22 protein-coding genes and 2 pseudogenes are annotated in these 23,914 nt (G+C 40.3%); 20 read left to right on the plus strand and 4 right to left on the minus strand.

The window, feature by feature from the left end; genetic code table 11:
- Positions 1–217: 217 nt before the first annotated feature.
- The 3 genes from BLR65_RS30545 (at position 218) to BLR65_RS20135 (ending at position 2,164) form a co-directional block, all read left to right on the plus strand.
- Positions 218–370, plus strand: a complete 153-nt coding sequence (locus BLR65_RS30545) for a hypothetical protein (protein ID WP_218130651.1) — start codon at positions 218–220, stop codon at positions 368–370.
- Between the two features lie 186 nt (positions 371–556).
- Positions 557–1,549: an NADH:flavin oxidoreductase gene (locus BLR65_RS20130; protein WP_093795976.1), complete on the plus strand. Its 993-nt coding sequence runs from the start codon at positions 557–559 to the stop codon at positions 1,547–1,549.
- A 51-nt stretch (positions 1,550–1,600) separates the two neighbouring features.
- Positions 1,601–2,164, plus strand: a complete 564-nt coding sequence (locus tag BLR65_RS20135) for a nitroreductase family protein (protein WP_093795977.1) — start codon at positions 1,601–1,603, stop codon at positions 2,162–2,164.
- Between the two features lie 204 nt (positions 2,165–2,368).
- Here BLR65_RS20135 and BLR65_RS20140 read toward each other — a convergent pair whose 3' ends face one another.
- The 3 genes from BLR65_RS20140 to BLR65_RS31015 all read right to left on the minus strand — a co-directional run bounded on the left by BLR65_RS20140 (position 2,369) and on the right by BLR65_RS31015 (position 4,398).
- Complete coding sequence (locus BLR65_RS20140) at positions 2,369–2,740, minus strand: substrate-binding domain-containing protein (RefSeq protein ID WP_093795978.1); 372 nt, start codon at positions 2,738–2,740, stop codon at positions 2,369–2,371.
- A complete protein-coding gene (locus tag BLR65_RS20145) occupies positions 2,734–3,882 on the minus strand; it encodes an ATP-binding cassette domain-containing protein (protein ID WP_093795979.1) in 1,149 nt (382 codons plus the stop codon). The genes BLR65_RS20140 and BLR65_RS20145 overlap by 7 nt, the downstream gene beginning before the upstream one ends.
- Before the next feature lie 288 nt (positions 3,883–4,170).
- Positions 4,171–4,398 (minus strand): hypothetical protein, encoded by a 228-nt coding sequence (locus tag BLR65_RS31015; protein WP_245692945.1) that lies wholly within the window; start codon positions 4,396–4,398, stop codon positions 4,171–4,173.
- Between the two features lie 106 nt (positions 4,399–4,504).
- Here BLR65_RS31015 and BLR65_RS20155 point away from each other — a divergent pair, with 106 nt between their 5' ends.
- Positions 4,505–5,173 (plus strand): ABC transporter ATP-binding protein, encoded by a 669-nt coding sequence (locus tag BLR65_RS20155; RefSeq protein WP_093795980.1) that lies wholly within the window; start codon positions 4,505–4,507, stop codon positions 5,171–5,173.
- Positions 5,174–5,605: 432 nt separating this feature from the next.
- Here BLR65_RS20155 and BLR65_RS20160 read toward each other — a convergent pair whose 3' ends face one another.
- On the minus strand, positions 5,606–6,778 hold the full coding sequence (locus BLR65_RS20160; protein ID WP_093795981.1) for a MalY/PatB family protein: 1,173 nt from the start codon (positions 6,776–6,778) through the stop codon (positions 5,606–5,608).
- Between the two features lie 369 nt (positions 6,779–7,147).
- On the opposite strand from BLR65_RS20160, the pseudogene BLR65_RS20165 reads away from it, so the two are divergent.
- From BLR65_RS20165 to BLR65_RS20240, 16 genes and pseudogenes are all read left to right on the plus strand, one after another.
- Positions 7,148–7,850, plus strand: a pseudogene (locus tag BLR65_RS20165) (nucleotide-binding protein).
- 169 nt (positions 7,851–8,019) lie between these two features.
- Positions 8,020–8,220 (plus strand): annotated as a pseudogene (locus BLR65_RS31490) (pyridoxal-phosphate dependent enzyme); the annotation flags it as partial.
- Positions 8,221–9,142: 922 nt separating this feature from the next.
- The gene (locus tag BLR65_RS20175; RefSeq protein WP_093795982.1) at positions 9,143–9,892 is read left to right on the plus strand and encodes a LytTR family DNA-binding domain-containing protein; all 750 of its coding nucleotides are present in this window, start codon (positions 9,143–9,145) and stop codon (positions 9,890–9,892) included.
- A gap of 145 nt (positions 9,893–10,037) precedes the next feature.
- Positions 10,038–10,664, plus strand: coding sequence for a polysaccharide biosynthesis/export family protein (locus BLR65_RS20180; protein WP_093795983.1), 627 nt, complete (start codon positions 10,038–10,040; stop codon positions 10,662–10,664).
- A gap of 42 nt (positions 10,665–10,706) precedes the next feature.
- Entirely contained in the window at positions 10,707–12,143 is a 1,437-nt protein-coding gene (locus BLR65_RS20185) for a GumC family protein (protein WP_093795984.1), read from the plus strand.
- Positions 12,144–12,168: 25 nt separating this feature from the next.
- Complete coding sequence (locus tag BLR65_RS20190; RefSeq protein ID WP_093795985.1) at positions 12,169–12,858, plus strand: CpsD/CapB family tyrosine-protein kinase; 690 nt, start codon at positions 12,169–12,171, stop codon at positions 12,856–12,858.
- A 20-nt stretch (positions 12,859–12,878) separates the two neighbouring features.
- Positions 12,879–14,795: a polysaccharide biosynthesis protein gene (locus BLR65_RS20195; RefSeq protein WP_093795986.1), complete on the plus strand. Its 1,917-nt coding sequence runs from the start codon at positions 12,879–12,881 to the stop codon at positions 14,793–14,795.
- Between the two features lie 142 nt (positions 14,796–14,937).
- Positions 14,938–16,071, plus strand: a complete 1,134-nt coding sequence (locus tag BLR65_RS20200; RefSeq protein ID WP_176772776.1) for a nucleotidyltransferase domain-containing protein — start codon at positions 14,938–14,940, stop codon at positions 16,069–16,071.
- Positions 16,072–16,124: 53 nt separating this feature from the next.
- Complete coding sequence (locus BLR65_RS20205) at positions 16,125–16,805, plus strand: PIG-L deacetylase family protein (RefSeq protein ID WP_093795988.1); 681 nt, start codon at positions 16,125–16,127, stop codon at positions 16,803–16,805.
- Positions 16,806–16,817: 12 nt separating this feature from the next.
- Positions 16,818–17,459, plus strand: coding sequence for a sugar transferase (locus BLR65_RS20210; protein ID WP_211285197.1), 642 nt, complete (start codon positions 16,818–16,820; stop codon positions 17,457–17,459).
- A gap of 20 nt (positions 17,460–17,479) precedes the next feature.
- Positions 17,480–18,157: a WbqC family protein gene (locus tag BLR65_RS20215; protein ID WP_093795989.1), complete on the plus strand. Its 678-nt coding sequence runs from the start codon at positions 17,480–17,482 to the stop codon at positions 18,155–18,157.
- Positions 18,158–18,164: 7 nt separating this feature from the next.
- Complete coding sequence (locus tag BLR65_RS20220; protein WP_093795990.1) at positions 18,165–19,145, plus strand: hypothetical protein; 981 nt, start codon at positions 18,165–18,167, stop codon at positions 19,143–19,145.
- Positions 19,142–20,281, plus strand: coding sequence for a glycosyltransferase (locus BLR65_RS20225; RefSeq protein ID WP_093795991.1), 1,140 nt, complete (start codon positions 19,142–19,144; stop codon positions 20,279–20,281). The genes BLR65_RS20220 and BLR65_RS20225 overlap by 4 nt, the downstream gene beginning before the upstream one ends.
- Positions 20,281–21,360 (plus strand): glycosyltransferase family 2 protein, encoded by a 1,080-nt coding sequence (locus BLR65_RS20230; RefSeq protein ID WP_093795992.1) that lies wholly within the window; start codon positions 20,281–20,283, stop codon positions 21,358–21,360. The genes BLR65_RS20225 and BLR65_RS20230 overlap by 1 nt, the downstream gene beginning before the upstream one ends.
- A 99-nt stretch (positions 21,361–21,459) precedes the next feature.
- Positions 21,460–22,602, plus strand: a complete 1,143-nt coding sequence (locus BLR65_RS20235; RefSeq protein WP_093795993.1) for a glycosyltransferase family 1 protein — start codon at positions 21,460–21,462, stop codon at positions 22,600–22,602.
- A complete protein-coding gene (locus BLR65_RS20240) occupies positions 22,548–23,909 on the plus strand; it encodes a hypothetical protein (RefSeq protein WP_143122621.1) in 1,362 nt (453 codons plus the stop codon). Before BLR65_RS20235 ends, BLR65_RS20240 begins: the two co-directional genes overlap by 55 nt.
- Positions 23,910–23,914: the final 5 nt, after the last annotated feature.

Here is a 23,914-nt window from a genome sequence, read left to right on the forward strand (position 1 = left end):
AATTGTCTGGCTTACATGGACAAACCGGCAGAGTACCAGTCAGGAAAAACAACAGCAAATCGTAAACTTGCAGAAATAGATAGCCGATATTGTACTTTCTCCCCAATTCTTGTATAATTGAAGCAAGTTAGGTTGATCAGAAGACTGAAGGCCAAGCGGAGTTACTATCCGTTTGCCTTCAGTCTTTATTTTTTTCAAGAGGGTGATAAATAAATGGGTGACAAGACAAAGCTTAGTTTTGCGACAAAATGCATTCATACGGGCAATGGGATTGACAAAGAAACTAGCGGCCAACGTGCCTTTGCCGTTCCGCCCGGAATGGTATGCCAGTGACCCGTTTGACAATATCAAAGAAGCGCAACAAGGTTGATGAAATCCTTACAGAGGAAGCCAGCAAATACTGGCGGTAATGCAGAATAGAAGAGCCATCTTTTGGTATCATAAAGAATACTAGGGCACAGATAAGTGCGTACTTGCCCATATGGTAAATAAAGGTTACTATTAATATATATTCGCATTAAAGAAGTTTGCAGCGAATACCAAAGGAGGGTTTCATTTGAGCCATTTGTTAACCCCGTTACAGGCAGGCTCCTTATGCTTGGCAAATCGCTTAATTATGCCGCCTATGGCCACTTCCAAAGCGGAAGCAGACGGTAAGGTAAGCCGGGCTATTCTGGATTACTATCAGGAGAAGTCGGCCGGCGGTTATTTTTCTTTAATCATTATTGAACACAGCTTTATTCAGCAAGCCGGCAAGGCCAGTGAACGCCAGCTTTCCGTTGCCGATGACAGTGTTATTGACGGCCTACAAGAGCTTGCTGCCGTAATTCACCGTAATGGTTCTAAAGCCGTAATGCAAATCAATCATGCCGGCAGCGCGGCAATCACGGAGGTTACAGGCGTCAGGCCTGTCGGGCCGTCCGCTGTGAAAAACCCACGCAAAGGCGGAATTCCGCATGAACTTTCCCAGACGGAAATTCATGAGATTGTTGCCGAATTTGGCGCAGCCGCCCGGCGTGTAAAGCAGGCCGGTTTTGACGGTGTCGAAATTCACTCGGCCCATGGTTATTTTCTCAATCAATTTTTCTCGCCGCTGACGAACCGGCGGACAGATGAATATGGCGGCGATGTACTGGGAAGAATTCGAATTCATTTGGAAGCTATCAAGGCCGTGCGTGCTGCAGTAGGCGGAGATTTTCCCATCCTGTTGCGGCTGGGAGCCTGCGATTATGCAGAAGGCGGCACCACCGCTACCGACAGCCAAATTGCCGCCAAGGAATTTGCAAAGGCTGGCGTTGCTATTCTGGACATTTCTGGCGGATTTTCCGGCTATACCATTCCGGGAAATAACGAACAAGGCTATTTTGCCCCGCTTAGTGCGGCGGTGAAACAAGTCGTAGCTATGCCGGTCATTGTTACCGGCGGCGTTATTGACGCCCAGGCAGCCGAACAGCTTTTAGCCCTGGGAAAAGCCGATCTTATTGGCGTTGGTCGGGCAGTGCTGCAAGATTCCCTGTGGGCGAAGAAGGCCATTGAAAGTTTTCAGTGACGCTATAGGAAACCTGCAGTGAATACTATAAAATAATTGGAGGTTGGTAAGATGGTCAATGATGTTCTGGCAGCAATAAAAAGACGGCGAAGCATTCGGGCCTTTACAGAGGCGCCGGTCACTGTCGAGGAAGTGCAAACCGTTCTGGAAGCAGCTGTTTATGCGCCTAGTGCGGGCAATCAGCAGCTTTGGCATTTTACGGTAATACAGAATCAGCAACTGCTTGCCGATTTAAATGTCAGGGCTAAGGCAGGGGCCGCGCAAATTGACAACGAACATATTCAGCAGCTGGCTAAGAATGAAAAGTTTAATATATTTTATGGAGCGTCAACAGTGATACTGGTTTCCGGCAAGGTGGACGGCATGGCGATTGAGGCTGATTGCGCCGCCGCTACGCAGAATATCTTGCTGGCAGCCGAATCGATCGGCTTGGGAGCATGCTGGATTAATCTGATTTTGTTTGCTTTTGCGGGAGAAGCGGGGAAACAATTTAGCCAGCAGCTGGGTTTGCCGCCAAGGTATAAGCCCTTTTATTCTGTTGCCTTAGGCCATAAAAAGGTGGATTCGGTTAACATACCTCACCGCAAAAAAGATGTAGTCAATTATATTAAATAGTTTCCAACACAAAGAACCGGCAGACGTAAGTGTCGCCGGTTCTTTGCTGTTTCTATTCCTGTGTAGCTTGAGTCTGGCGTTTAGCTAATCTGTTTTTCATAGCCTTATCGCCTGCGGTACAGAAGATCATACAACGTCCGCATAAGGTTGCGCCGTAGTTCCCTTCGTCATGTTCGCTGCAGCGAAGCATACCTCAGCAATATGTTAATTTAGATTTTGCTCGGCAAATCTTTTTTCCAGCCCTTTGAAAAAGGCATCGTCCGGATAGGTTTTTAACACTTTAGCCAGTGCATTTTGATATAATTCAATGTTGATATAATCGGCAGGATTTATTTGCGGCTGCAAGTAACCCATAGCGGCCATTTCCTCAAAGGTTCTGATTACTCCCTTGCGATTGGGGTCAGAACTGTTAATGGAGTGCGGCTCTAACGTAAAGTCACGGATTACAGCTTCATCTAATTTGAGATATTTATTGTTGATTTTTACCGCTAACTCCGGATTTTCTGCTTTTATCTTTTCAGAGCGGATAATTCCTTCCAAAAATGCCTGAAAACGCTGCGGATCTTCCTTTAGCAACTTACATCCTTTTTGCTGTCAATACCGGCTTTGGCCAGCGCGCCGCGGAAGACAATGTCCGCCGTGTATAACCGGGGTGAAGCGACGGTTTTTCCTCTGTAATCTTCAATTGATTTAAACTGAGACGCTTTTTCCTGGGTGGCAATGATGGGATGGCCGCCGGCCAGTGACCCGCCGATGATGACCAAATCGGCGCCGTTATTATCTAAGGTTAAGGGGCCGGCCGTGCCGAAACCGATTCCCAAATCGATTTTTCCACTGTTTAACGCATTGAGCCCGTCAGCCGTGCTGGTAAAGGGAAGTAATTCCACCTCTATGCCGGCTTCTTTAAAATAACCCTGGTCTAAAGCGATAAAGGTCAGCAAACTGCTGCCGCCGGCAGGACTGTAGCCAACCGTTATTTTCTTTAATGGTTTCGGTTGATCTGTTGTTGCCTGCTGTTTGCTGCCGCAGCCACTAAACATGATGGAAGCAACAATGAGCAGTAACACAATAGCTACGATACTTGATTTTTTTTTCATAAGATTTCCTCCTCGTGTAGTTTGGGCCTCGTCAACGTCATGGGTAACAAAAACAATTGTCTTTTGCTGATCCTTGCGCTGCTTCCATAGAACGGAAACTAAGTCTTGCAGGAGGGCTCTGGTGACGGCATCCAAGGCGCCAAAGGGCTCATCCATTAGTAAAATCGGCGGGTCCATGGAGAATGATCTGGCAATGGCGGCGCGTTGCCGCATACCGCCTGAGAGTTGAGAAGGAAGTTTTTCATAAACATCAGGCAGTCCCACCAAGTTTAGGTATTCAATCGCTAATTCTTTTAACGTTTTTTGGGGTTTGTCCGGAAAAGCCTGTTCTAACCCTAACACGATGTTATCCCCTATGCTCATCCAGGGGAACAGACTGTATTCCTGAAAGACCACGCTGCGGTCCAAGCCGGGGCCGGTAATTTTCTTATCGTCAATATAGATGGACCCGGTTGTCGGTTCCGATAGACCGGCTATTAGACGTAACAGAGAGCTTTTGCCGGAACCGGACGGCCCGATTAAGCAGATAAAATCACCGGCAGTGATTTCTAAATTAATGTTGCTTAATACAACCTGTTGCCCATATTGCAAACCAATGTCTTTGAGCTCAATTGAATGCATGCTTTTTCCTCCAAAATTATTAAATTGTTATAGGCTATAGGCAAAAATAAAAAAGGCCAAATGCGGTTTAGTCCCGGTGTTTGGCCAGCAGTGTGGAATAAATGTCTTCCACAAGATTGAGACCGCCGTTGTAGCCTATGCAAGTGTGATGGAGAATCAGGCGGTCAATAATCGGTAACGTGACACTCAGATGCAGGCCGGGGATATCCTTGGCAACATCAACCTCCCAGGAGCTGGCGAGTAAGAGGGGAGTGGTTACCGGTTTCCCGGAACGGATTTTTTCCTCGATTATGCCGCTGTCCTGCGCGAAGGTGATCTCGGAAGAAATCGCGGGACTAAGCTCTTAAAGTAGTTTTCAATCGTTCCCCGGTATTCTTCCGGTACATCTTCGGTGATAAACTGGTGGATGGGGAAATAACCAAGTTCATTTACTAAAAACTTGCTAAAAGCGAGGGCATAGGCAGCATCATTAATATTATAGAAGCGTTTTGGCTGGTTAAGCTGGTATTCTGTCAATACGTCGGATGCCTTGGCTGCCTGGTTGCCGGCTTATCGAGGCAGTCATATTGATCCCAGTGTGGTTATGACCAGAGGCGAATTTGATTAAGAAAGAGGGAAAAATATGAGTAATCTGCTGGAATGGCAAAGTATTAGCAAAAGCTATGGCGACGATGCTATTTTATCTAATATTTGGTTTACGCTGAACCGGGGAACGGCAATAGCAATCGTTGGGCATTCCGGGGGTGGTAAAACGACGCTGTTATCGATCATGGGATTATTACAAACAGCAACCTCAGGGCAAATATTGATTGAAGGCCAGGAGATTGATCATTTAGATTCCCGCAGACTGGCTAAACTGCGTGGTCAGTATTTGAGCTTTGTTTTTCAGAGAGCCCGTTTGATTAACTCGTTGACTGCGCTGGAAAATGTCATGGCACCGGCCTGGTTTATTCGCAAGGGGGAAAATGTGGAGCAACAGGCAAAAGATCTATTAGAGCAATTCGGCTTGTCTCACCGTCTATACTATAAACCCCAGGAGCTGAGCCTCGGCCAGTTGTGGCGAATTTCTCTTGCCAGGGCGCTGTTGTTAAAGCCTTCTATTTTATTGGCCGATGAACCAACCAATGATTTGGACCCGGCTTTAGCCGAGGAAGTTGCCCAATGCCTGCTGCAAGCGCGCCAAAACGGGGCTGGGGTGGTCATTGTTACTCATGATGTAGGTCTGGCAGCACAAGCGGATCAACCTTTCCGCCTGGAAGCGGGAACGTTGCTGCCGGTTGTCTGCCAATAATGTTGATAGTGGAAGCTGTGATGGAAAAAGCATAGAAAACAAAGGAGAGCTTACCTAGCTTGAATTTTGGTAAGCTCTCCTTTGTTTTTCATTAATAGTTGCTGTGCGGGATAATTAGTTCTTTTTTTGTTTTAGTAACCATTCGGTAATAATGGAGACTAGCTCAGTGTGGGAGTTTGCGTCACAGTAAAGTTATGGGCCTGGACCATGGCGGAAAGCTTGCGGTCTTGACTGATTATCCATTCATGTTGTTTCATGGTATAGTTTCCCCCTTAAAATAAGCAAAGACCCAAAAGCGACAGGTGTCGCTTTAAGGCCTTTAGTTTGTCTAATCAGCATTTATATTAAATTTAATTCATAGTTTACCAAGGTTTCAAAGATTTGTAAAGAGCATTTTATTTGCTTTCAAGGAAACAAGGGAACGGCAGCAATTTATCTTAGCTGTTTAACTGCTAAGGCGATTCGTTGTAGCCCTTCTGCTAACAACGGGCGCGGGCAGCCAAAATTGAGCCGCATAAAGCCAGTGCCCTGCCGACCAAAGGTTATGCCGTCATTAAGACCTACCTTGGCTTTTTTGGCAAAGAATTGGACGAGCTCCTGCTGGGAAAGGTTTAAGTTGCGGCAATCCAGCCAGGCCAAATAGGTGCCTTGCGGTTTATTAACTTTAAGCGCGGGAATATTGTCGCTAATAAATTCTGTCAGGTACTCAGCGTTTCCCTCCAGATAGATTAACAGCTCATCAAGCCAGGGAGCACCATGGCGGTAAGCTGCTTCCAGCGCGGTAATGCCGAATACATTGCTTTTATTTATACCTAATTTTTGGATAGTTTGAGAAAATTGTCTGCGCAGCTCACTGTCCGCAATAATGGCAATTGAGGTATAGAGACCAGCCGTGTTAAAGGTTTTGCTGGGAGCGGTCAGTGTGATTATTTTGTCTTCCGTGCCAGTTTCCAGGGAAGCCAGCGGTATATGCTGATGGCCGGTATATACCAAATCTCCGTGTATTTCATCTGTCAAAACCAGAACGTTGTTTTCCAGGCAGATTTCTAGCAATTTGGCCAGCTCCGGGCGCGACCAAACCCGGCCGACAGGGTTGTGAGGACTGCACAAAATCAGCATTTTAGCTTCACGGGCTTTGACCGCTAAGTCGTCAAAATCCATATGATAGCTGCCGTCTTTATAGAACAAAGGATTTTCTATGACAGTACGATTCTGATTTTGTACGCTGGCAAAGAAAGGGGGATAAACCGGAGGCTGGATAATTATTTTATCACCAGCTTTGGTAAAAGTTTGAACCGCTAACGTTATAGCCGTTACAACTCCCGGAGTGCTTACCATCCAAGCTGGCTTGGTTTGCCAGTTATGGCGTTTTTCCATCCAGCTTACAACGGCATCATACGCATAGGAATGGGGAGAAGGATAACCGAAAATACCATGCCGGACCCGGGCAGCGAGTGCCTCGGTAATGGCGGGTGGAGAGGGAAAATCCATGTCGGCAACCCAGAATGGGAGTACATCCGTTGAACCAAAGAGGGTTGCGGCATCATCCCATTTTGTGCTGCCACTGTTTTGGCGGGTAATTACAGTATCAAATTTATTGGTCATAGTATCACCCTATTCGTAAAAAATAAGTGAATTCAAAATGCCGGAGCGCAAATAAAGATGCACGAAAAGGCTAAAGTACGTCCGGAAAAGACAGTACTTTAGCCTTCAGGCCTTCTGATCAGCTAAATGAAAACCAGTAATATATATTTATAAGCTACCATTCAGAAAGACAATTGTCAAGGAAGGAAATAAATACGCAAAAACATTTTTTTTATAATCTTGTTTTTTTGGTAATTGCTCGCTATAATAAAAAATAAGTTTAAAATTCAATAGACTGATTGGTATGAGCCGAAGGTCAGAATAACAGTTCCCGGGGGACTGTCGTTCTGGCCTTTTTGGTTTTCTAAACAATCCGGGAGGGGTATTTATATGGGCAAAAAAATTAAACAAATTGCAATCTATGGTAAAGGTGGTATTGGCAAATCAACGACAACATCCAACATTAGTGCATCCTTATCAAAGCTAGGTTATAAAGTCATGCAGTTTGGCTGCGACCCCAAAGCGGATTCTACGAATACGCTAAGGGGCGGCACTTATATTCCCACCGTGCTTGATACGCTGCGGGAGAAAAATAAAGTTCAGCCGGAAGATGTTATTTTTAAAGGCTTTATTAAAGGTATATGATGAATTGGAGCTTGACGTTGTTATCTATGATGTGTTAGGTGACGTGGTTTGCGGTGGCTTTGCCGTCCCTATTCGTAAAGGGATTGCCGAGCACGTATTTACCGTATCTTTGGCTGATTTTATGGCTATTTATGCGGCCAATAATTTGTTTAAAGGCATAAAAAAATACTCTAATTCAGGTGGCGCACTGCTGGGCGGTTTGATTGCCAACTCGATTAACGCCCCATATGCCAAAGAAATCGTTGACGATTTCGTTAAGCGGGATAAAATTTTGGAGGCCTTGCAAGATTGTCAGGCCATATTGACCATGCGCATCGGTTATCATGCCAAAGAACAGTTAGGGAGAAAGGGAATATTTATTTCAGAATACTGCGATACCGTCGAAAGTGGCCTTCGTTATACGGTTAATCAAATGACAAAATTGCCGCGTAGGCAAATCAGTGTGTAAAGAAATTTTTAGATTGACAAATATTTCCTGATAAGTATAATTATAGGTGTTAATATAGTAAATGATATTAGCTGATCAGAAAGACTGAAGGCTAAGGTATTTCCGTGAGGATGTGCCTTAGTCTTTTTATTTTCTTGGTGACGCGGGGAGTACCAATGGCAGACATTATAAATTAGAGTCTTTTAATCCAGGCGGGAGTATTAAGGATCGTATTGGTTTTAGCATGATTAAAGATGCTGAAGAAAAAGGGCTTATCAATAAGGATACGGTAATTATTGAACCCACCAGCGGCAATACGGGGATTGCGCTGGCTTTCATATCAAGGCGTAGACGGAGAAGGTATATAGTTTTTCGGGCGGAGGAAAGTTCAGTGACGATTACTTACGAGCTTGGCAATGCTTTATATATTAATATGACTACCGTTGTACCCAAAATTGCTCATTTTGCATAAGAAATGAACCGGAAGGGATGTCTCAGACAGTCTTTTTCTTGTTTTAAACGCTTTAATTGTAAAGAATTAGAAAGATTAAAAATAGAAGACAATATAAGCTATATATTAGTTTATGGCTTGATAAAAAACAGACACTATTTGTTGAGAAACGATAGTGCCTATTTTATTGCTTTATGTTCCAAAAATTCTCCTTAATATATACAAAAAAATTTTTATGACGATCCAACAGTGACAAATGTACTTTTTCTGTGAACAGATAAAAATACTGACATTTAATAATGTGGTTCAACAAGTATTGCGTAGAATTACATAGGTCTAAAGTCCCGAATGTTATTTATCTTGCGATACCAGCTATAGCGTGTCGAAGATAGTAACAATAAAATTGTTGAAAATAATTGACCCTGTAGTAGAATAAACATTGCCGGCTGAATTTACAGTTATTGCCAATAAAAATCTTTGCTCTTTGAGTGATTGATCGTTTGATTTATATTTTATACCTCGGTGATGTAAGTAAAGGGGCTACTCGTGAACGGATAAACGCAACTTACACAAAATGGCTTGTTTGGTAAATTCTGTCTGGTATAATGAATAAAAAATAGGTCAAAGGTCCTAGAAAACACGGAATGCGCTTAACTTTGCGATACTGATTATAGTTGTTAAGGCAAAAATATAAAAATTATTAATAAGAATTGACTTTACTTTAAGTCTACATTCTTCCATGTTTATCTCCGGACAATATGCTATGGATTCCTTTGATAGTTTGAGCCTTTGTCTCATCACAGTGTGTTGGACTAGTCGTGCTATGGCTAGAGTAAAACCCGCTTTCTAGGAGGATGGAGAGATGGTGAAAGTCATTTTAGTTAATAATGAGCATTGTTCGTTGGAGGAACTGGCGTGCGTGTTCGGCCCAAATGTGGAGGTTGCCGGCAGATTTCTTAACTTATCTGAAGCTATGGCTCAAATAAGAGAAATGAAAGCGAATGCCATGTTCTTAAACAATGATGCTAGTGACAAAGAAAGGCTAAAGGTAGTGAATACGGCAATCGGACGAACTTCAGATAACGGTGTTGTTTTTGTCTTAACGAGTGCGCAACCTAATGGAAAGCGAATTAAAGAGTTGCGTATCCCTGCCATATCGGCCAACAACGAAACTAAAGCTGCCCATGGCAATCCAATAGCAAATAAGACAGAAGAGATGGTACATCAATATGCACTTAGAAAAAAATCGGAACGGATAACGCTGTGGGAAAATGAGCGGATCGTATTGATAAATGCCGCTAAAATTGCCTGCTGTTTTATGCAAAAAGGACAGCGGAAAGTAACTGTTGCGGTTGAGAACAAGCTTTATAAAAGTAACGATACATTAAACGCCTTTATTGATAAGATTGGCCAAAGCCAGCTAATACGTTGCCACCGTAGTTTTGCTCTCAACCCCAATTATTTGTTAGAAATGGTTCCCGCAGAAAATAATACTATGGTTGCCAAGGTTGCCGGTTATGACCGTGAAATTCCGATTAGCAGGCAATATAGTCCGGTACTTAGGAGTATAGCCGGACTACATATTCGTGCTGATTGTAAAAAAATATTTTAAATTAGGATAATCAACTAATGAACGTATAAACGCAATTCATACAAAAATCACTTGTTTGCAAAAGTCTGTAGAGTATAATTAAGATCTGTATTAACAATATTTACCAAACGGTTGCCGCTGTAAATAAAGGACACGGAGGTTGTTAATGAAAAAATTGGTAGGTGTCATCCTGGTTCTGGTCATGCTGCTGAGCATTGTCAATATTACTTATGCCGAAGATTATCTTCTTGGACCGGGCGATGTGATAGCCATCGGTGTACTGGGGTTTGACGAATTGCAGGTGAAAGACTTGACTGTTAGGAATGACGGCAAAATTGCCTTTCCAATAGTCGGCGAGGTACAGGCCGGTGGACTTTCTCCCGGCCAGTTAACTAAGGTTATTACCGCAGGCATCAGTCGCTATACGAAAGACCCGCAGGTAACCATTAACGTTTTAAAATTCCGTACTACCCGCATTTACGTATTGGGCGAGGTTGCCAAGCCCGGACTCTATGAACTGGAGAAGCAACATACGTTAATTGACGCCATAGGTGCCGCCGGCGGTTATACCAAGGATGCCCTGAAAAAGAAAGTTTTTATTATTCGTAAAGATAGCACCACTAAACCGGTAGCGGTTAATCTTCTTAAGTTGCTGCGCGATGGCGACATGTCGCAAAATTATCTCTTACATGATGGCGATACGGTATACCTTGCACCTAACGGGCGGATCGATATTAGCCGGGATATACTCCCGTTTATGTATCTTGCTGCACAGATTGCCGACAATGATTAGAAGGTAGGGACAACGCTGAAAAAATAACGGAGGATTTCTAGTATGATTCAGAAAACAATCAATCTGCAAGATTGTGCTGCGATTGTAAAAAAAAGGTTTTGGCTAATCCTGGTGATTAGTTTGGTAGGTCTCCTGGCAGCGATACTTATTAATTTAATGGTTCCACCAACCTATGAAGCGGTAACAAGTCTGAGGGTTAAAGTACCGAGAGGACTTGCAACCTCACTCTTGTCAGATATGCCGGGAGCTTCAACGGCTGACAGCAGACAAAACCTGGCCAATTATGCCGAAATGCTTAAAAGCCGTACGGTAGTGCAACCGGCAATTGATCGGGTCTATGCGAATGAGAACGTTGTACCCCAATATGAACAACTGGTAGGTCGTATCAATGTACAACCCTCGAAAACCGCCGATATGTTGTACGTAAGGGTCCAAGCCAGGACTCCGGATGAAGCACAGTTAATAGCCAATGCTCTTAGTGATTCCCTTATTTCCTTACTTACGGCTGAGCAAGGAGCGGTGCGAGAGTTCATCGGCCAGCGCTTGCAGGAATCAAAGCAGGAACTGGAAAAAGCGGAAAGTGCTTTGGAACAATATAAGCGGACACAAAAGATGGTTGCTCCCGATGTACAGTCTAAGGCGATGCTGGATAAAATGATCGGCATTGATAAACTTAAAGCAGAGAACCGAGTCAATTTAATGGCCGCGCAGGCAAAGTTGAGCAGTATCGATAACCAGTTAGCGGGAGAAAAACCAGGTTTTATTGCCGATAATCCACTTATTCAACAGTACAAGTCTAAATTGGCGGATCTGGAAGTGGAATTAGTAAGTACCTTGCCTAAGTATTCTGAAAGTCATCCTAAGGTAATCTCTCTCAGAGCAGCTATTGAGGAAGTTAAAGCAAAATTGAAAAACGAAGCCGCCCTGGTTGTTAACGCTGATGCTGCTTCCGGCAACGCCATTCATCAGAATTTGCTGCAGGGAAAAATTACCGCTGAAGCAGAAGTTGCCGCCACAACGGCGCAAAGAAGTGCGCTTGACAGTATCATCGCCGCCAGTGATAAAGAACTGTCAGCGTTACCAGCCAAGGAACAGGGAATAACCCGTTTAATGCGAGAGGCACAGGTTGCTCAAGAGATCTATATCATGTTAGACAAACGCTACGAAGAAGCACGAATTAATGAGGTTATGCGCCCCTCTGATGTAAAAGTCCTTGATCCTGCGATTGTTCCCCAAGTGCCGATTAAACCTAACATAGTAATCAATGCATTTATCGGTGCGTTGATAGGATTATTTGCCGGTACAACAGTAGCACTTTTCTTAGAATTAACAAACTGGACAATTCGTAATGAACAAGAGGCTATGGAGTTGTTAAGTTTACCTGTTATTGGAATTATCCCGGATTTTGCAAAACCGGTAACTAAGAAAGAACTCCTTTGGCATAAAATCCGTAAATTATTCTTCCGTAGAAAGCATTAAATTGAGATGATTGGAGGTGAGATCATTGAAAAGCCAATTGTATCTAAATAATGTGATTGACCAAACATCTCTTACTAAAGAAGCCTTTCGAGTCATAAGAACAAAAATTTTATATTCCAAGTTATATGCCAATACCAAGTCCCTGTTGTTTACAAGTGCCGGAGCGGGAGAAGGAAAGTCCATGGTTGTTATCAATACAGCCATTACTTTAGCCCAGACCGGGAAAAAGGTAATAATATTGGACTGTGATTTACGCAATCCCAGTCAACACAAGCTTTTTGTAAAACCTAATATTGGGTTAACAAATTTTTTTGATCAACCATGTTCCATCAATAATATCGTGCAAGACACAGGCATTCATAATCTCCAGTTGGTTACCAGCGGGCCTATACCGGCAAACCCTGCTGAATTGCTGGATTCCAATCAATTGACGGAAATACTATCCTTGCTGTGCAACCGGTCAGACTACTTGCTTATTGACAGTCCGCCGGTACTGCCGGTTACCGATGCCTGCATACTCGGATCAAAGGCCGATGGAATTTTGCTGGTGGTAAGCATTGGGAAAGTAAGACCCGAAATGTTGCAAAGAGCAAAGGCTCATTTGGAAGAGGCTAACGGTAATCTTCTGGGCTTAATTATTAACCGTTCTGAATTATACAGTGAGCAGCGGGCCTACTATCACTATTATGAAAATATTGCTAAAACAGCAAATTAACTTTTATGGGAGATGCTGGAATGCGACGCAACATGCGCTTGGTTTTGTTGGTATTGATTGATATAGCAATAGTTAGTATAGTACCGCTGCTGGCACTGATCATACGCTTCGAAGAAATGGCCGATATGGAGCCTTATTTTAACATACTATGTTCAATTCTGCCGGTAATTATTACAGTTCGCCTGCTGTGTTTCTATAGTTTTGGCTTATATCACCGTTTATGGCGTTATGCCAGTATTAATGAATTATTTGCGATTGGGTCGGCAGTAACTGTAAGTTCGATTATCCTTGCGGTATATACAGCTTTTGTAGGTCCTGTTATACCGAGAAGCATTCATTTTATTAGTTGGATTTTTACGATCTTTGTAATTGGGTTTTCCCGCTTATGCCTGAGAATCCTTTTTTATCTGCGTCATAAGCGCAGCGAAAAGATGTGTTGTAATGTATTAATTGTCGGCGCCGGTGATGCCGGAGCTATGATTGCCAGAGAAATTAAACAGCGATATCACGAAAGCAAAAAGTTGGTGGGCTTTGTTGATGATGACCCATATAAGCAAAACAAAATGATGTTCGGGATAAAAATACTCGGAGGGCGGTCAACGATCAGACGATTTGTGAATGATTTTCAGGTGCAAGAAATTATTATTGCCTTACCTTCCGCCGGTGGCAACATAGTGCGGGATATCGTGCAAGAATGCAAAGATACCGGCTGTGCGGTTAAAACCCTGCCGGGAATATATGAACTACTTGATGGCAAAGTCACGATCCAGCAGCTGCGGGATGTTGACGTAGAGGATTTGCTAAAACGGGAACCTGTCCGACTGAATCTGGACGAGATTGCCGGATATATTACCGGCAAAAAGGTACTGGTAACAGGTGCCGGGGGATCAATCGGCTCGGAGCTATGCCGTCAAATTGCAAAGCTGTCGCCGGGTTGCCTGTGCCTCCTTGGTAAAGGGGAAAATAGCATTTACGAAATTGACAGGGAATTGGGCACAAAATTTCCTCAACTAGACATTCGGCCCATTATTGCTGACATACGTGACAAGGAGAGAATGGACGAAGTTTTCTCCAGTAACACGCCGCAAGTCGTTTTTCATGCTGCAGCCCACAAACACGTACCGCTTATGGAAATGCAACCGAAAGAGGCTGTGCGCAATAACATCTTTGGCACGAAAGTGCTGGCTGAAGCAGCAGACAAGTTCGGGGCAGAAGTCTTTGTCATGGTTTCAACAGACAAAGCAGTCAACCCGACCAGTGTCATGGGGGCTACCAAAAGAGTGGCCGAATTAGTGATTCAAAGTATCAATCATTGCAGTAATACAAAATTCGTTGCCGTTCGTTTTGGCAATGTACTTGGCAGCCGCGGCAGCGTAATACCGCTTTTTAAAAAGCAAATAGCCGCAGGGGGACCAATTACCATTACTCACCCGGACATGAGACGCTACTTCATGACTATTCCCGAAGCCGTACAACTAATACTACAAGCCGGCTCAATGGCCAAGGGCGGAGAAGTCTTTGTTCTGGATATGGGCAAACCGGTTAAAATTGTCGATTTAGCCCGTGACCTGATAGAACTTTCAGGGTTGATACCGTCTATAGACATAGCCGTAGAGTATACCGGAATAAGGCCAGGCGAAAAGTTGTTTGAAGAGCTGCTTACTGCCGATGAAGGCACTAATGCAACCAAACATGAGAAAATTTTTGTCGCCAATATAAAAGCTGTTGATGAAGTGCAATTCAGTCAAGGAATTATAGCCCTGAGGAGGGCGGTGAATAATAATGAGTTAATGGGGATTATTCGAAAAATGGTACCGATGTATTCAGTGGCGATTTTATCTAATAATGACTCAACGTGCAACCAAGCAACAACAAAAGACGGCGAAAGCAACGGCTACGCTCGATCCTACCAGACGGCAGCAGGAATGTTACGATAAACCCAGGGTATAGTGATACAAAGGAGAGAATCTATTGCGAACTAGTTGGAGTGAGATCTATAAAAAATTGTCTCCTGAACTAAGGTTAATATTACTATGTTCTAATATAGAGACGAGGGACGCTAATCGTAGACAGATAAAATTGTTAATTAGTGGTAACGTTAATTGGCCTGACTTTACTCGTTTAGTATTACGTCACAGGCTATATCCTATCGTTTATCGATATTTTAAAAAGTTAGCACATCCTGGAGTACCTGACGACGTAATGACAAACTTAAGTCAATTTGATAAAGAGAACATTTACAAAACTCTAAAAATGCTAACGGAATTTCAAACACTATTAAAATCTTTTGATGAAGGCGGAATTACTGCGGTACCCATTAAGGGATTTCCCCTTGCATACCAGCTTTTTGGCGATATTACACTTAGGACGTCAAGGGATTTAGATATATTGATAAGTCCAGTTGATGTTGATAGATCAATGAAAATACTAGAAAGAAAAGGATATGTTTGTAACCAATCACTAAACGGTGCATTTTCCTTAAAGAGATGGATGAAATTCAACAAGCATTTGGAGTATCAAAATCATCACCTAGGGATATGTGTGGAACTTCACTGGCGTTTGAATTGTCACTGTATGGATTTACCACAAGATATCATCAGGGGCAATATGCAACTAGTGCGAATGTTAGACTACTCAGTAAAAATTTTTGGGAGAGAATCACTTCTTCTGTATTTAGTCATTCATGGTGCAGCTCACGGTTGGTTCCGGCTTAAATGGTTACTCGATATTGACACAATGATCAGAAAAGGAGATTTTTGCTGGGATAAGTTATATCAGTTAGCCAACCATCTTGAGTTAAGAACTGTAGTTAATCAGACACTTATTTTAGTAAGGACGTTCTTTGGAACGCCTCTTCCCGACGATGTTACTCAATCAGCTAGGATGGATACGAGAGCACATTGCCTGGCAAACATGGCTCTACATTTAATAACAGATGAAGATAATCAGCCGAGTAATACGAAACCTCTGATAGAAAAGTGTCAACTATTCTATAGGCAAAAACTATATGAATGTAGCCTGCTTAGAACTCAGAATAAACTATCTTTTATTTCATGCGTTTTTTCACCGTCAGTCGAAGATCTAGAGCTTCTTCCGTTGCCTGAAAAGCTATATTTTATTTATTATATTATATCGCCTTTGACATGGATCTATAGAAGCACATTTAAAGTTATGTTGAGCTTATTTCAAGGATGTGATAGCGATACACTTTAATATATTTGCAACTAACGGTTAGTTGGATGTAGAGAAAAAACGAGGGAGAGAACATGAGATATTTGGTTGTTGTTGCTCATCCTGATGATGAGGTTTTAGGAGCTGGGGCGACAATATACAAGCTTGCCCAAATTGGTCATAAAATAACTGTCTGTATTTTGTCGGGAGAAGTTAGTGCACGGGATCATCGGCCTAGAATAGACGAACTTCATAAAGATATTAATAGTTCTAGCAGTATTTTAGGGGTTAAAGGAGTTATTACAGGAGATTTCCCCAATATAGAATTTAACATAGTACCACATCTAAAATTAGTCCAATTTATTGAGTCAGCAATTATTGAGACAGAAGCAGAAATTGTCTTCACTCATCACCCCTCTGATCTAAATAATGATCATGTCCATACTTCTCTTGCCTGTCAAGCAGCCGTAAGGCTATTTCAAAGAAAAAGCGACGTCTGTCCTATTAGAGAACTGTTGTTTATGGAAGTACCGTCTGCCACAGAATGGGGATTGAATGAGGCTATACGCAAGTTTACTCCCAATACTTTTATTGAGGTAGACGAGAAAGGTGTAAATAAGAAGATTGAGGCACTTATACAGTACAGGGATGTTATGAGAGCTTACCCTCATCCACGCAGTCAAGAAGCTATAAAAGGATTAGCTGCTTATCGCGGCGGGCAGGCAGGGATGATCTATGCGGAAGCCTTTGAATGTGTTTTTAGGAGAGGGCTTTAAAGTGAGGTATACATGGAAGATAAAAAAATACAAAGAATGCTGAAACGGTTATTTGATATTTGTTTTTCGATACTCTTGTTCATAGGTACTTCACCAGTTCTACTTATAGCAATAGTGATCGTGAAATTATATTCTTCCGAGAGTCCGGCCTTTTTTAAACAGGTTCGCGTGGGATATAAATGTAAGCTGTTTACTATATACAAGTTAAGAAGCATGACAAATGAACGTGATGAGAATGGTGAACTGCTGCCAGATCACAAGCGATTGAAGACTTGGGGAAAGGTTATAAGAAAAACTAATATCGATGAAATACCTCAAGTAATAAACATCCTAAAAGGCGAAATGTCGTTGATTGGACCAAGACCCGTACTGCCATCTGATGTTGAAAAGTTTAATAAATACCAGCTGCGTCGACAAGATGCACTGCCGGGAATATCAGGCTGGGAAGCGGTTAATGAATGGAATACTCCGACTTGGGAGAAGAAGTTTGAATATGACATATACTATGTAGATAATTTTTCTCTTTGGCTGGACTTTAAAATCATTTTGAAAACGATATATGTAGTCTTTTTAGCCAAGCGCCCTGGAGAAGACTATAGGCCGGCAAGGTTTGAAGGTAATAGTGTTTTTCAGAGACAGAAACCTCATGCATGATTTATACGAGGAGTGATACTATGATTGTTTCTATACACCAACCTGATTATATACCATATATAGGTTATTTTTATAAGATATCCTGCTCAGATGTATTTGTATTTTTAGATGATGCACAGTTTTCTAATGATAATATGCATCACTGGAACCGGATAAAAACCCCTCAAGGGGAACACCGTTTAAAGATACCGGTAGAGTATAAGTTCGGAGACCCTATTACCCAAGTCCGTACAAAAGATGAACTAAACTGGAAGGAAAAGCATCTAAAAACAATACAGATGAACTATATGAAAGCACCCGCATTTCGGGAGATATTTCCGATGTTCAGAGAACTGCTGATGGCTCACTACGATAATCTTGCAGAAATGAATATCGCTATAAACCAATGGATATGTACAGGTTTTGGCCTACGGCCAAAATATTATCGTAGTTCTGATATGAAGCTGCTCACGATAAAAGAGCAAAGGGTAATAGATATTTGCCTTGCGGTCGGAGGTAAAACGTATATTTCTGGAAACGGTGCCAGAGCTTATCAGATCGAGCAGCATTTCTCAGATAATGGGGTAACCCTTCAGTACACTAACTATCACCCTATTACCTACAAGCAGCTTTGGAAGGAATTTATACCCAATATGTCTATTCTTGATTACTTATTCATTTATGGATTTAATTGGAATCACATTGATGAGGCTGTGTGAGGATTAGATGGAGATTGGCAGTTTTATTGAAATGGAATTTCCTAGACAAAATGAGTACTATTCGGGACCTGGTATAGCGAGATTAAATAGCGGCAGGGCAGGAATTTTTCATGCAGCTCGTGTGCTAGAATGTAGTACAGTATTTCTTCCTTTTTATCAGTGTGATACGGTTAGAGACTTTCTTGTTAGGAAGGAAATTGGCGTCCGTTACTATTCGATTGATGAAAAGTTTAACCCGTTGATACAGAAAATTCCTACTGATTCTGCCATAGTTATTGCCAATTATTTTGGCATAATGGGTCAGAGCAGGTTGGAAAATTTATCAAGTAGGTATAAAAACGTGATAATTGATAACTCACAAGCCTTTTTTTCCAAACCACTTTCTGACTGTATCAGTGTGTATTCCGCAAGAAAGTTTATTGGTGTGCCGGATGGTGCTTATGTTATAGGAACTGGTACAGTTACACAGCTGGAAGAATATGAGCAGGACATCTCGTCTGATACCAGCCTATTTCTCCTGCAAAGAATCGAATATGGCTGTGCAGGCAAGAGCTATGAGGCAAAATTACTAAACGAGCAGCGAATTAATAATTCCGATATCAAAAAGATGTCAAAGTTAACACGCGCCATACTAGATGGAACCAACTATGATTTAATCAAAAAGAAACGTAGAGAAAACTTTGACATTGCTTGTAACTTATTTGGCGGAATTAATAAGATTAACCCAAGAATGTATTATGATGAAGACTGTATCCCCATGGTGTACCCTTTGGTGGTTGAGAACGATGATTTGCTTGCGAAGCTGTTAGCAAACAAAATTTATCAAGGTCATTGGTGGAGTTATTTATTAGAAAGTTTACCAGAAGATTCGTATGAATATTGGCTATCAAAGTATATTATTCCAGTTACTATTGATCAGAGATATGACAAAGCTGAGTTGGACTTCACAGCAAAAATAATTTATGAATTTTTGGATGGGATAAAGTGAAGAAGGTATTACTATTAGCACCTATGTCGTCTGTACATGAACGATTTAATAAAGTCAATATTAATATTTTGAAAGACCTGCAGTGTGAAATACACATTGCTGCAAATTTTGAGCATGGTACTAATGAAACTATACAACATAACTTACGCTATAAAAAACAAATTGAGTATCAAGGAATTGTGGTGCATCAAATGCCATTTCAGCGCAGCTCTTTAATAAAAAACTTAGCCGTAATTAAAATTTGTCGAGAGCTATTCAAAAAAGAAAAATTTGATATGATTCATGCTCATACAGAAACGGGTGGCTTAATAACTCGAATAGCTATGTCTAGTAACAGCACTACAAAATACGTGTTTACGCCGCATGGAATGTCATTTTATAAGGGTAGTTCATTAAAAAGCTGGATGTTATATTACCCGATCGAAAAATGGATTTGTGATAAGATGGTCGCTGTAATGGCAATGAATCAAGAAGAATTAGAAGTGCTAAAAAAGTGGAATAAAAATAATGAAAGATATATTCATGGCATAGGCTTTGATGTAAATGCAATACAAAAAACAATTGTGAATAAAAATGTTAAAAGAGCCGAATTAGGAATTCCACAAGAATCTTTCCTTATATTATCAATTGGCGAACTAAACGAAAATAAAAACCATGAAACAATAATTAGAGCATTAGCAAAAATTAAAGCACCTAATTTATATTACTTGATTTGTGGAGAAGGACACTTGAAAAGCTATCTTGAGGATATTTGTAATTCATATAATTTATCAAATAAGATAATTTTTGCGGGATATCGTAGAGATATTTCTGAGATTGTACACATAGCTGACTTGTTTGCGTTTGCTTCATATCATGAAGGGTTGCCTGTTTCAGTGATGGAAGCAATGGCAGCCGGATTACCTATTGTTTGTTCTAAAATTCGGGGTAATATCGATTTGCTTGAGGACGGCAAAGGCGGTTACTTGTGTAAGCCGGGTGATGTCGATTCATTCGCAGAAAAATTGAATCTATTGATTTATAAAGAGGAACAAAGAAAGAAGATGGCAAGAACTAATTTAGAAAATATACAAAAGTTCAGTAAAGATGTTGTCTATGTCGAGACAAATCAAATTTATAGGGAGATATTGATGTGATGCCGGGAAAACAAAATTTTATCAGCTCTCCTCCTAAAATCAGCATTATCGTACCAGTATACGATGTGGAACTATATCTTAGACAGTGTTTAGATAGTCTTGTGAATCAAACTTTGGAAAATATTGAAATTATATGTATTAATGATGGAAGTCCGGATAATTCAATAGGAATATTAAACGAATATGCTCAAAATGATTCTAGAATAATGGTTATTAACCAAAAGAATATGGGTTTATCTGGTGCAAGAAATAGGGGGTTAAAAGTAGCAACTGGTGAATATATTATGTTTGTTGATGGTGACGATTGGGTTGACTTAAATATTTGTGAGAAATTATATGGCACTGCGAGTTTAGAAAACGCTGATTGTGTCATGTGTTCCTATGTAAAGGAGTTCAAAAATAGATCCGTAGTCAATCACATTTTTAAGGAAGAATATTTGGTATTAGAGAAAAACGAAACAAAATATAGATTCCATAGAAGATTATTCGGTCTTGTAGAAAAGGAATTAAGTAGACCGGAGGATTGTGATTTAATTGTGTCTGCTTGTATGCAACTTTATAGAAGAGAAATTGCCGCAAGTGTAGACTTTCTCGATACAAAACTAATTGGAACAGAAGATGCTTTATTCCAAATTTATGTTTATTATTACTTTGCTAAATTTGTTTATATAGATATGCCGCTATACCATTACCGAAAAACAAATCAATCTTCTTTAACATCTACACATAAGACAGATTTATTTGAAAGATGGCAAAATTTATATGATATTATGCAAGATTTCATATATAAATACTGTGATGAACCTGTTTATCATGAGGCGCTTGATAATAGAATAGTGTTTAGCATGATTGGATTGGGCTTAAATGAAATTTATGCATCTGAAAAATCAATAATTAAAAAGGCCAGGCGCTTAAAGAACATGTTAGAAACAGAACGATACCGCGAAGCATATGAAAGATTTAAATTCAAATGTTTACCGTTAAAATGGAAGATGTTTTTTGGATTATGCAAATTTAAACTTACGCTTGCTTTGGTCTTTATGCTCTTGGCAGTTGAGTATTTAAGAAAAAGGCAGTAGGGATTATATTTTTCAAGTGATAAGACAAGCTATGCTCTTCAAATGTTGCGGAATAATTGATCAAAATAACAACAAAATTTAGATGTTTTGGAGGTAATTATGCAGCCAATTAGAGTTCTGAATTTATTTACAATCATGAACCGTGGTGGGGCAGAAACGATGGTAATGAATTTATATCGTCAGATAGACCGTACTAAAATCCAATTTGATTTTATGGTGTACTACCAAGAACGAGGAAGCTATGATGATGAAATAGAATCGATGGGAGGCAAAATTTATCGGATGCCAAAACTTCGATTTTTAAATTTATATAGATATACAAAATGTCTAAAAACATTTTTTTATGAACATAAGGAATATAAGATTTTACACGGGCATATGGGAGAAACGGGTTTTTTTGTATACAGAGAGGCAAGCAGACAAGGTGTTCCGATTATTATAGTCCATTCTCATTGTGCAAATTCACCGATAAAAGGTATTCAAATCCACGCTCGAATAAAAAAAATGATAAAGATCACTTTTGAGCAATTAATGTGGAGGTATGTGACCGATGGATTTGCATGTGGCTATGCAGCTAGAGATGCTTTATTTGGTTCTAAAAGTAAGCCAGCAATTATTCTAAATAATGCAATCGATACAGAAAAATTTGTTTATAATTCTCAAATCGCTTATGAAGTGAAAACAAAACTTGGCATCAAGAATAAGTTCGTTATAGGACACGTTGGCAGGATGGATGTAAATAAAAATCAATGGTTTATAGTTGATATTTTTAAATGTATTCATGATAAAAATCCTGATACAGTTTTACTTCTAATCGGGGACGGTGAATTAAAAAGAAAAATAGCATCTAAAATTAAAAAACTAAATCTTAATGATAGTGTGATTTTAACGGGTGTACGTTCTGATATTCCTAATTTGATGCAGGCAATAGATGTATTTTTATTTCCTTCGCTCTATGAAGGAGTTCCTGTTGCAGTTATTGAGGCACAGGCAGCAGGCTTACCATGTATTTTGTCTGATGCAATTTCAAAAGAGACCAATATAGTTGGTCAATGTCAGTTTATATCGTTAAATAAACCACCTCACGAATGGGCTAAGATAGTTCTCAAATATGAAAGAGGATTCAAAAGGAAGGATATGCAAGTTGAGTTTGGCAAGGCTGGTTATGATATAAAAACGACTGCAAAGTGGCTAGAAGAATATTATTTAAAAAAATATGTAGAGTTGAAGGATATGAAATGAGTATATTTCTTTTATTTACCATTATAGAGGGATTATTATTATATTTTATTAAAATTAATGGGTTACATTTAAATGGAGATGTTATTTCGTGGATTATTATTACTCTTTCTTCTATCGGGTTATTTACGTCTGTTTTGTATAAATATAAGAGACCAACGGATTCGTTTTTTGTTACTGTATTGTGCCTGGCTTATGTACTTAGGATTTTTGCCTTGTTGTGGGATATTTACGCACGTGACATTTGGCTATTGCCTAATAGTGGACTTGATTCTGAGTTCTTTCAGAATTCCGCTTTAGATTTTGCAATATATAATGATAGTAATGCTGGTATGGTGACGAAAACATTTGGTTTATTTTATCGTTATTTCGGTGAATACAGGATATTACTACAGTATCTAAACTTACTTTGTTCTATTTTTACAATAATGCTTTGCAATTCAATATTTAACAGATTAGAAATATCGGATAAATCAAAAAAGATTGGGTTATTTTTAATTTCTTTCCTTCCTAATTACATAATTTTATCAGTTATTCTTTTGCGAGAGTCATTGATGATTTTTATTTTAGCCTTGTCCTTGTATTTTTTTATCAGGTGGTGGAAGTCGGGCGTAATTGCTAACTTTGTATTAGCTTGCGCATTATCTTTTTTTGCGGCCATGTATCATAGTGGTGGTATAACAAATGCAATAGGTTATGCCGTTGTATATGTTTTTTATAATCATAAAAAAAAGGACTTTCAATTTTCTTTTAAATCAATTGTTTCAGGTACGCTATTACTAACGTTATTTCTGGCTACTTTCATTAATTATGGCAATGTTTTTTTTGGCTATGTAAATCGCGTAGACTCTGTATCTGTCATAACAACTAAGGTTGTTGATGCGGGTGGCGGTAGATCTGGATACGATCATATTGGTGGGGCAAATGTGACATCGCTTAGTGAACTTTTACTATATACCCCAATTAGAATGCTCTACTTTGTTGCGTCTCCGTTGCCATGGGATTGGCGAGGAATTAACGATATTATTGCATTTGTCTTTAGTAGTATGTTTTATTTTTTAGTGCTGTATATGGCTTTAAAAGTATTAAAATCTGTCAACATAGTAATGGAAAAAAAGACACTTATCATCGCCTTATTAATTATAAATTTATTTGGTATGGCATTATTTGCTTGGGGAGTTAGCAATGCCGGAACAGCCTTAAGACATAGAGACAAATATATAGCTCAGTACGTGATCCTACTAACAATATGTTTAACCGTGAAGTCTAAAAGTTTAAAAGGCATAAGAAGTATTAAAAATAATGCATGATGTTT

The organism is Sporomusa acidovorans, from assembly GCF_900101845.1.
Taxonomy (GTDB): Bacteria; Bacillota; Negativicutes; order Sporomusales; family Sporomusaceae; genus Sporomusa; species Sporomusa acidovorans.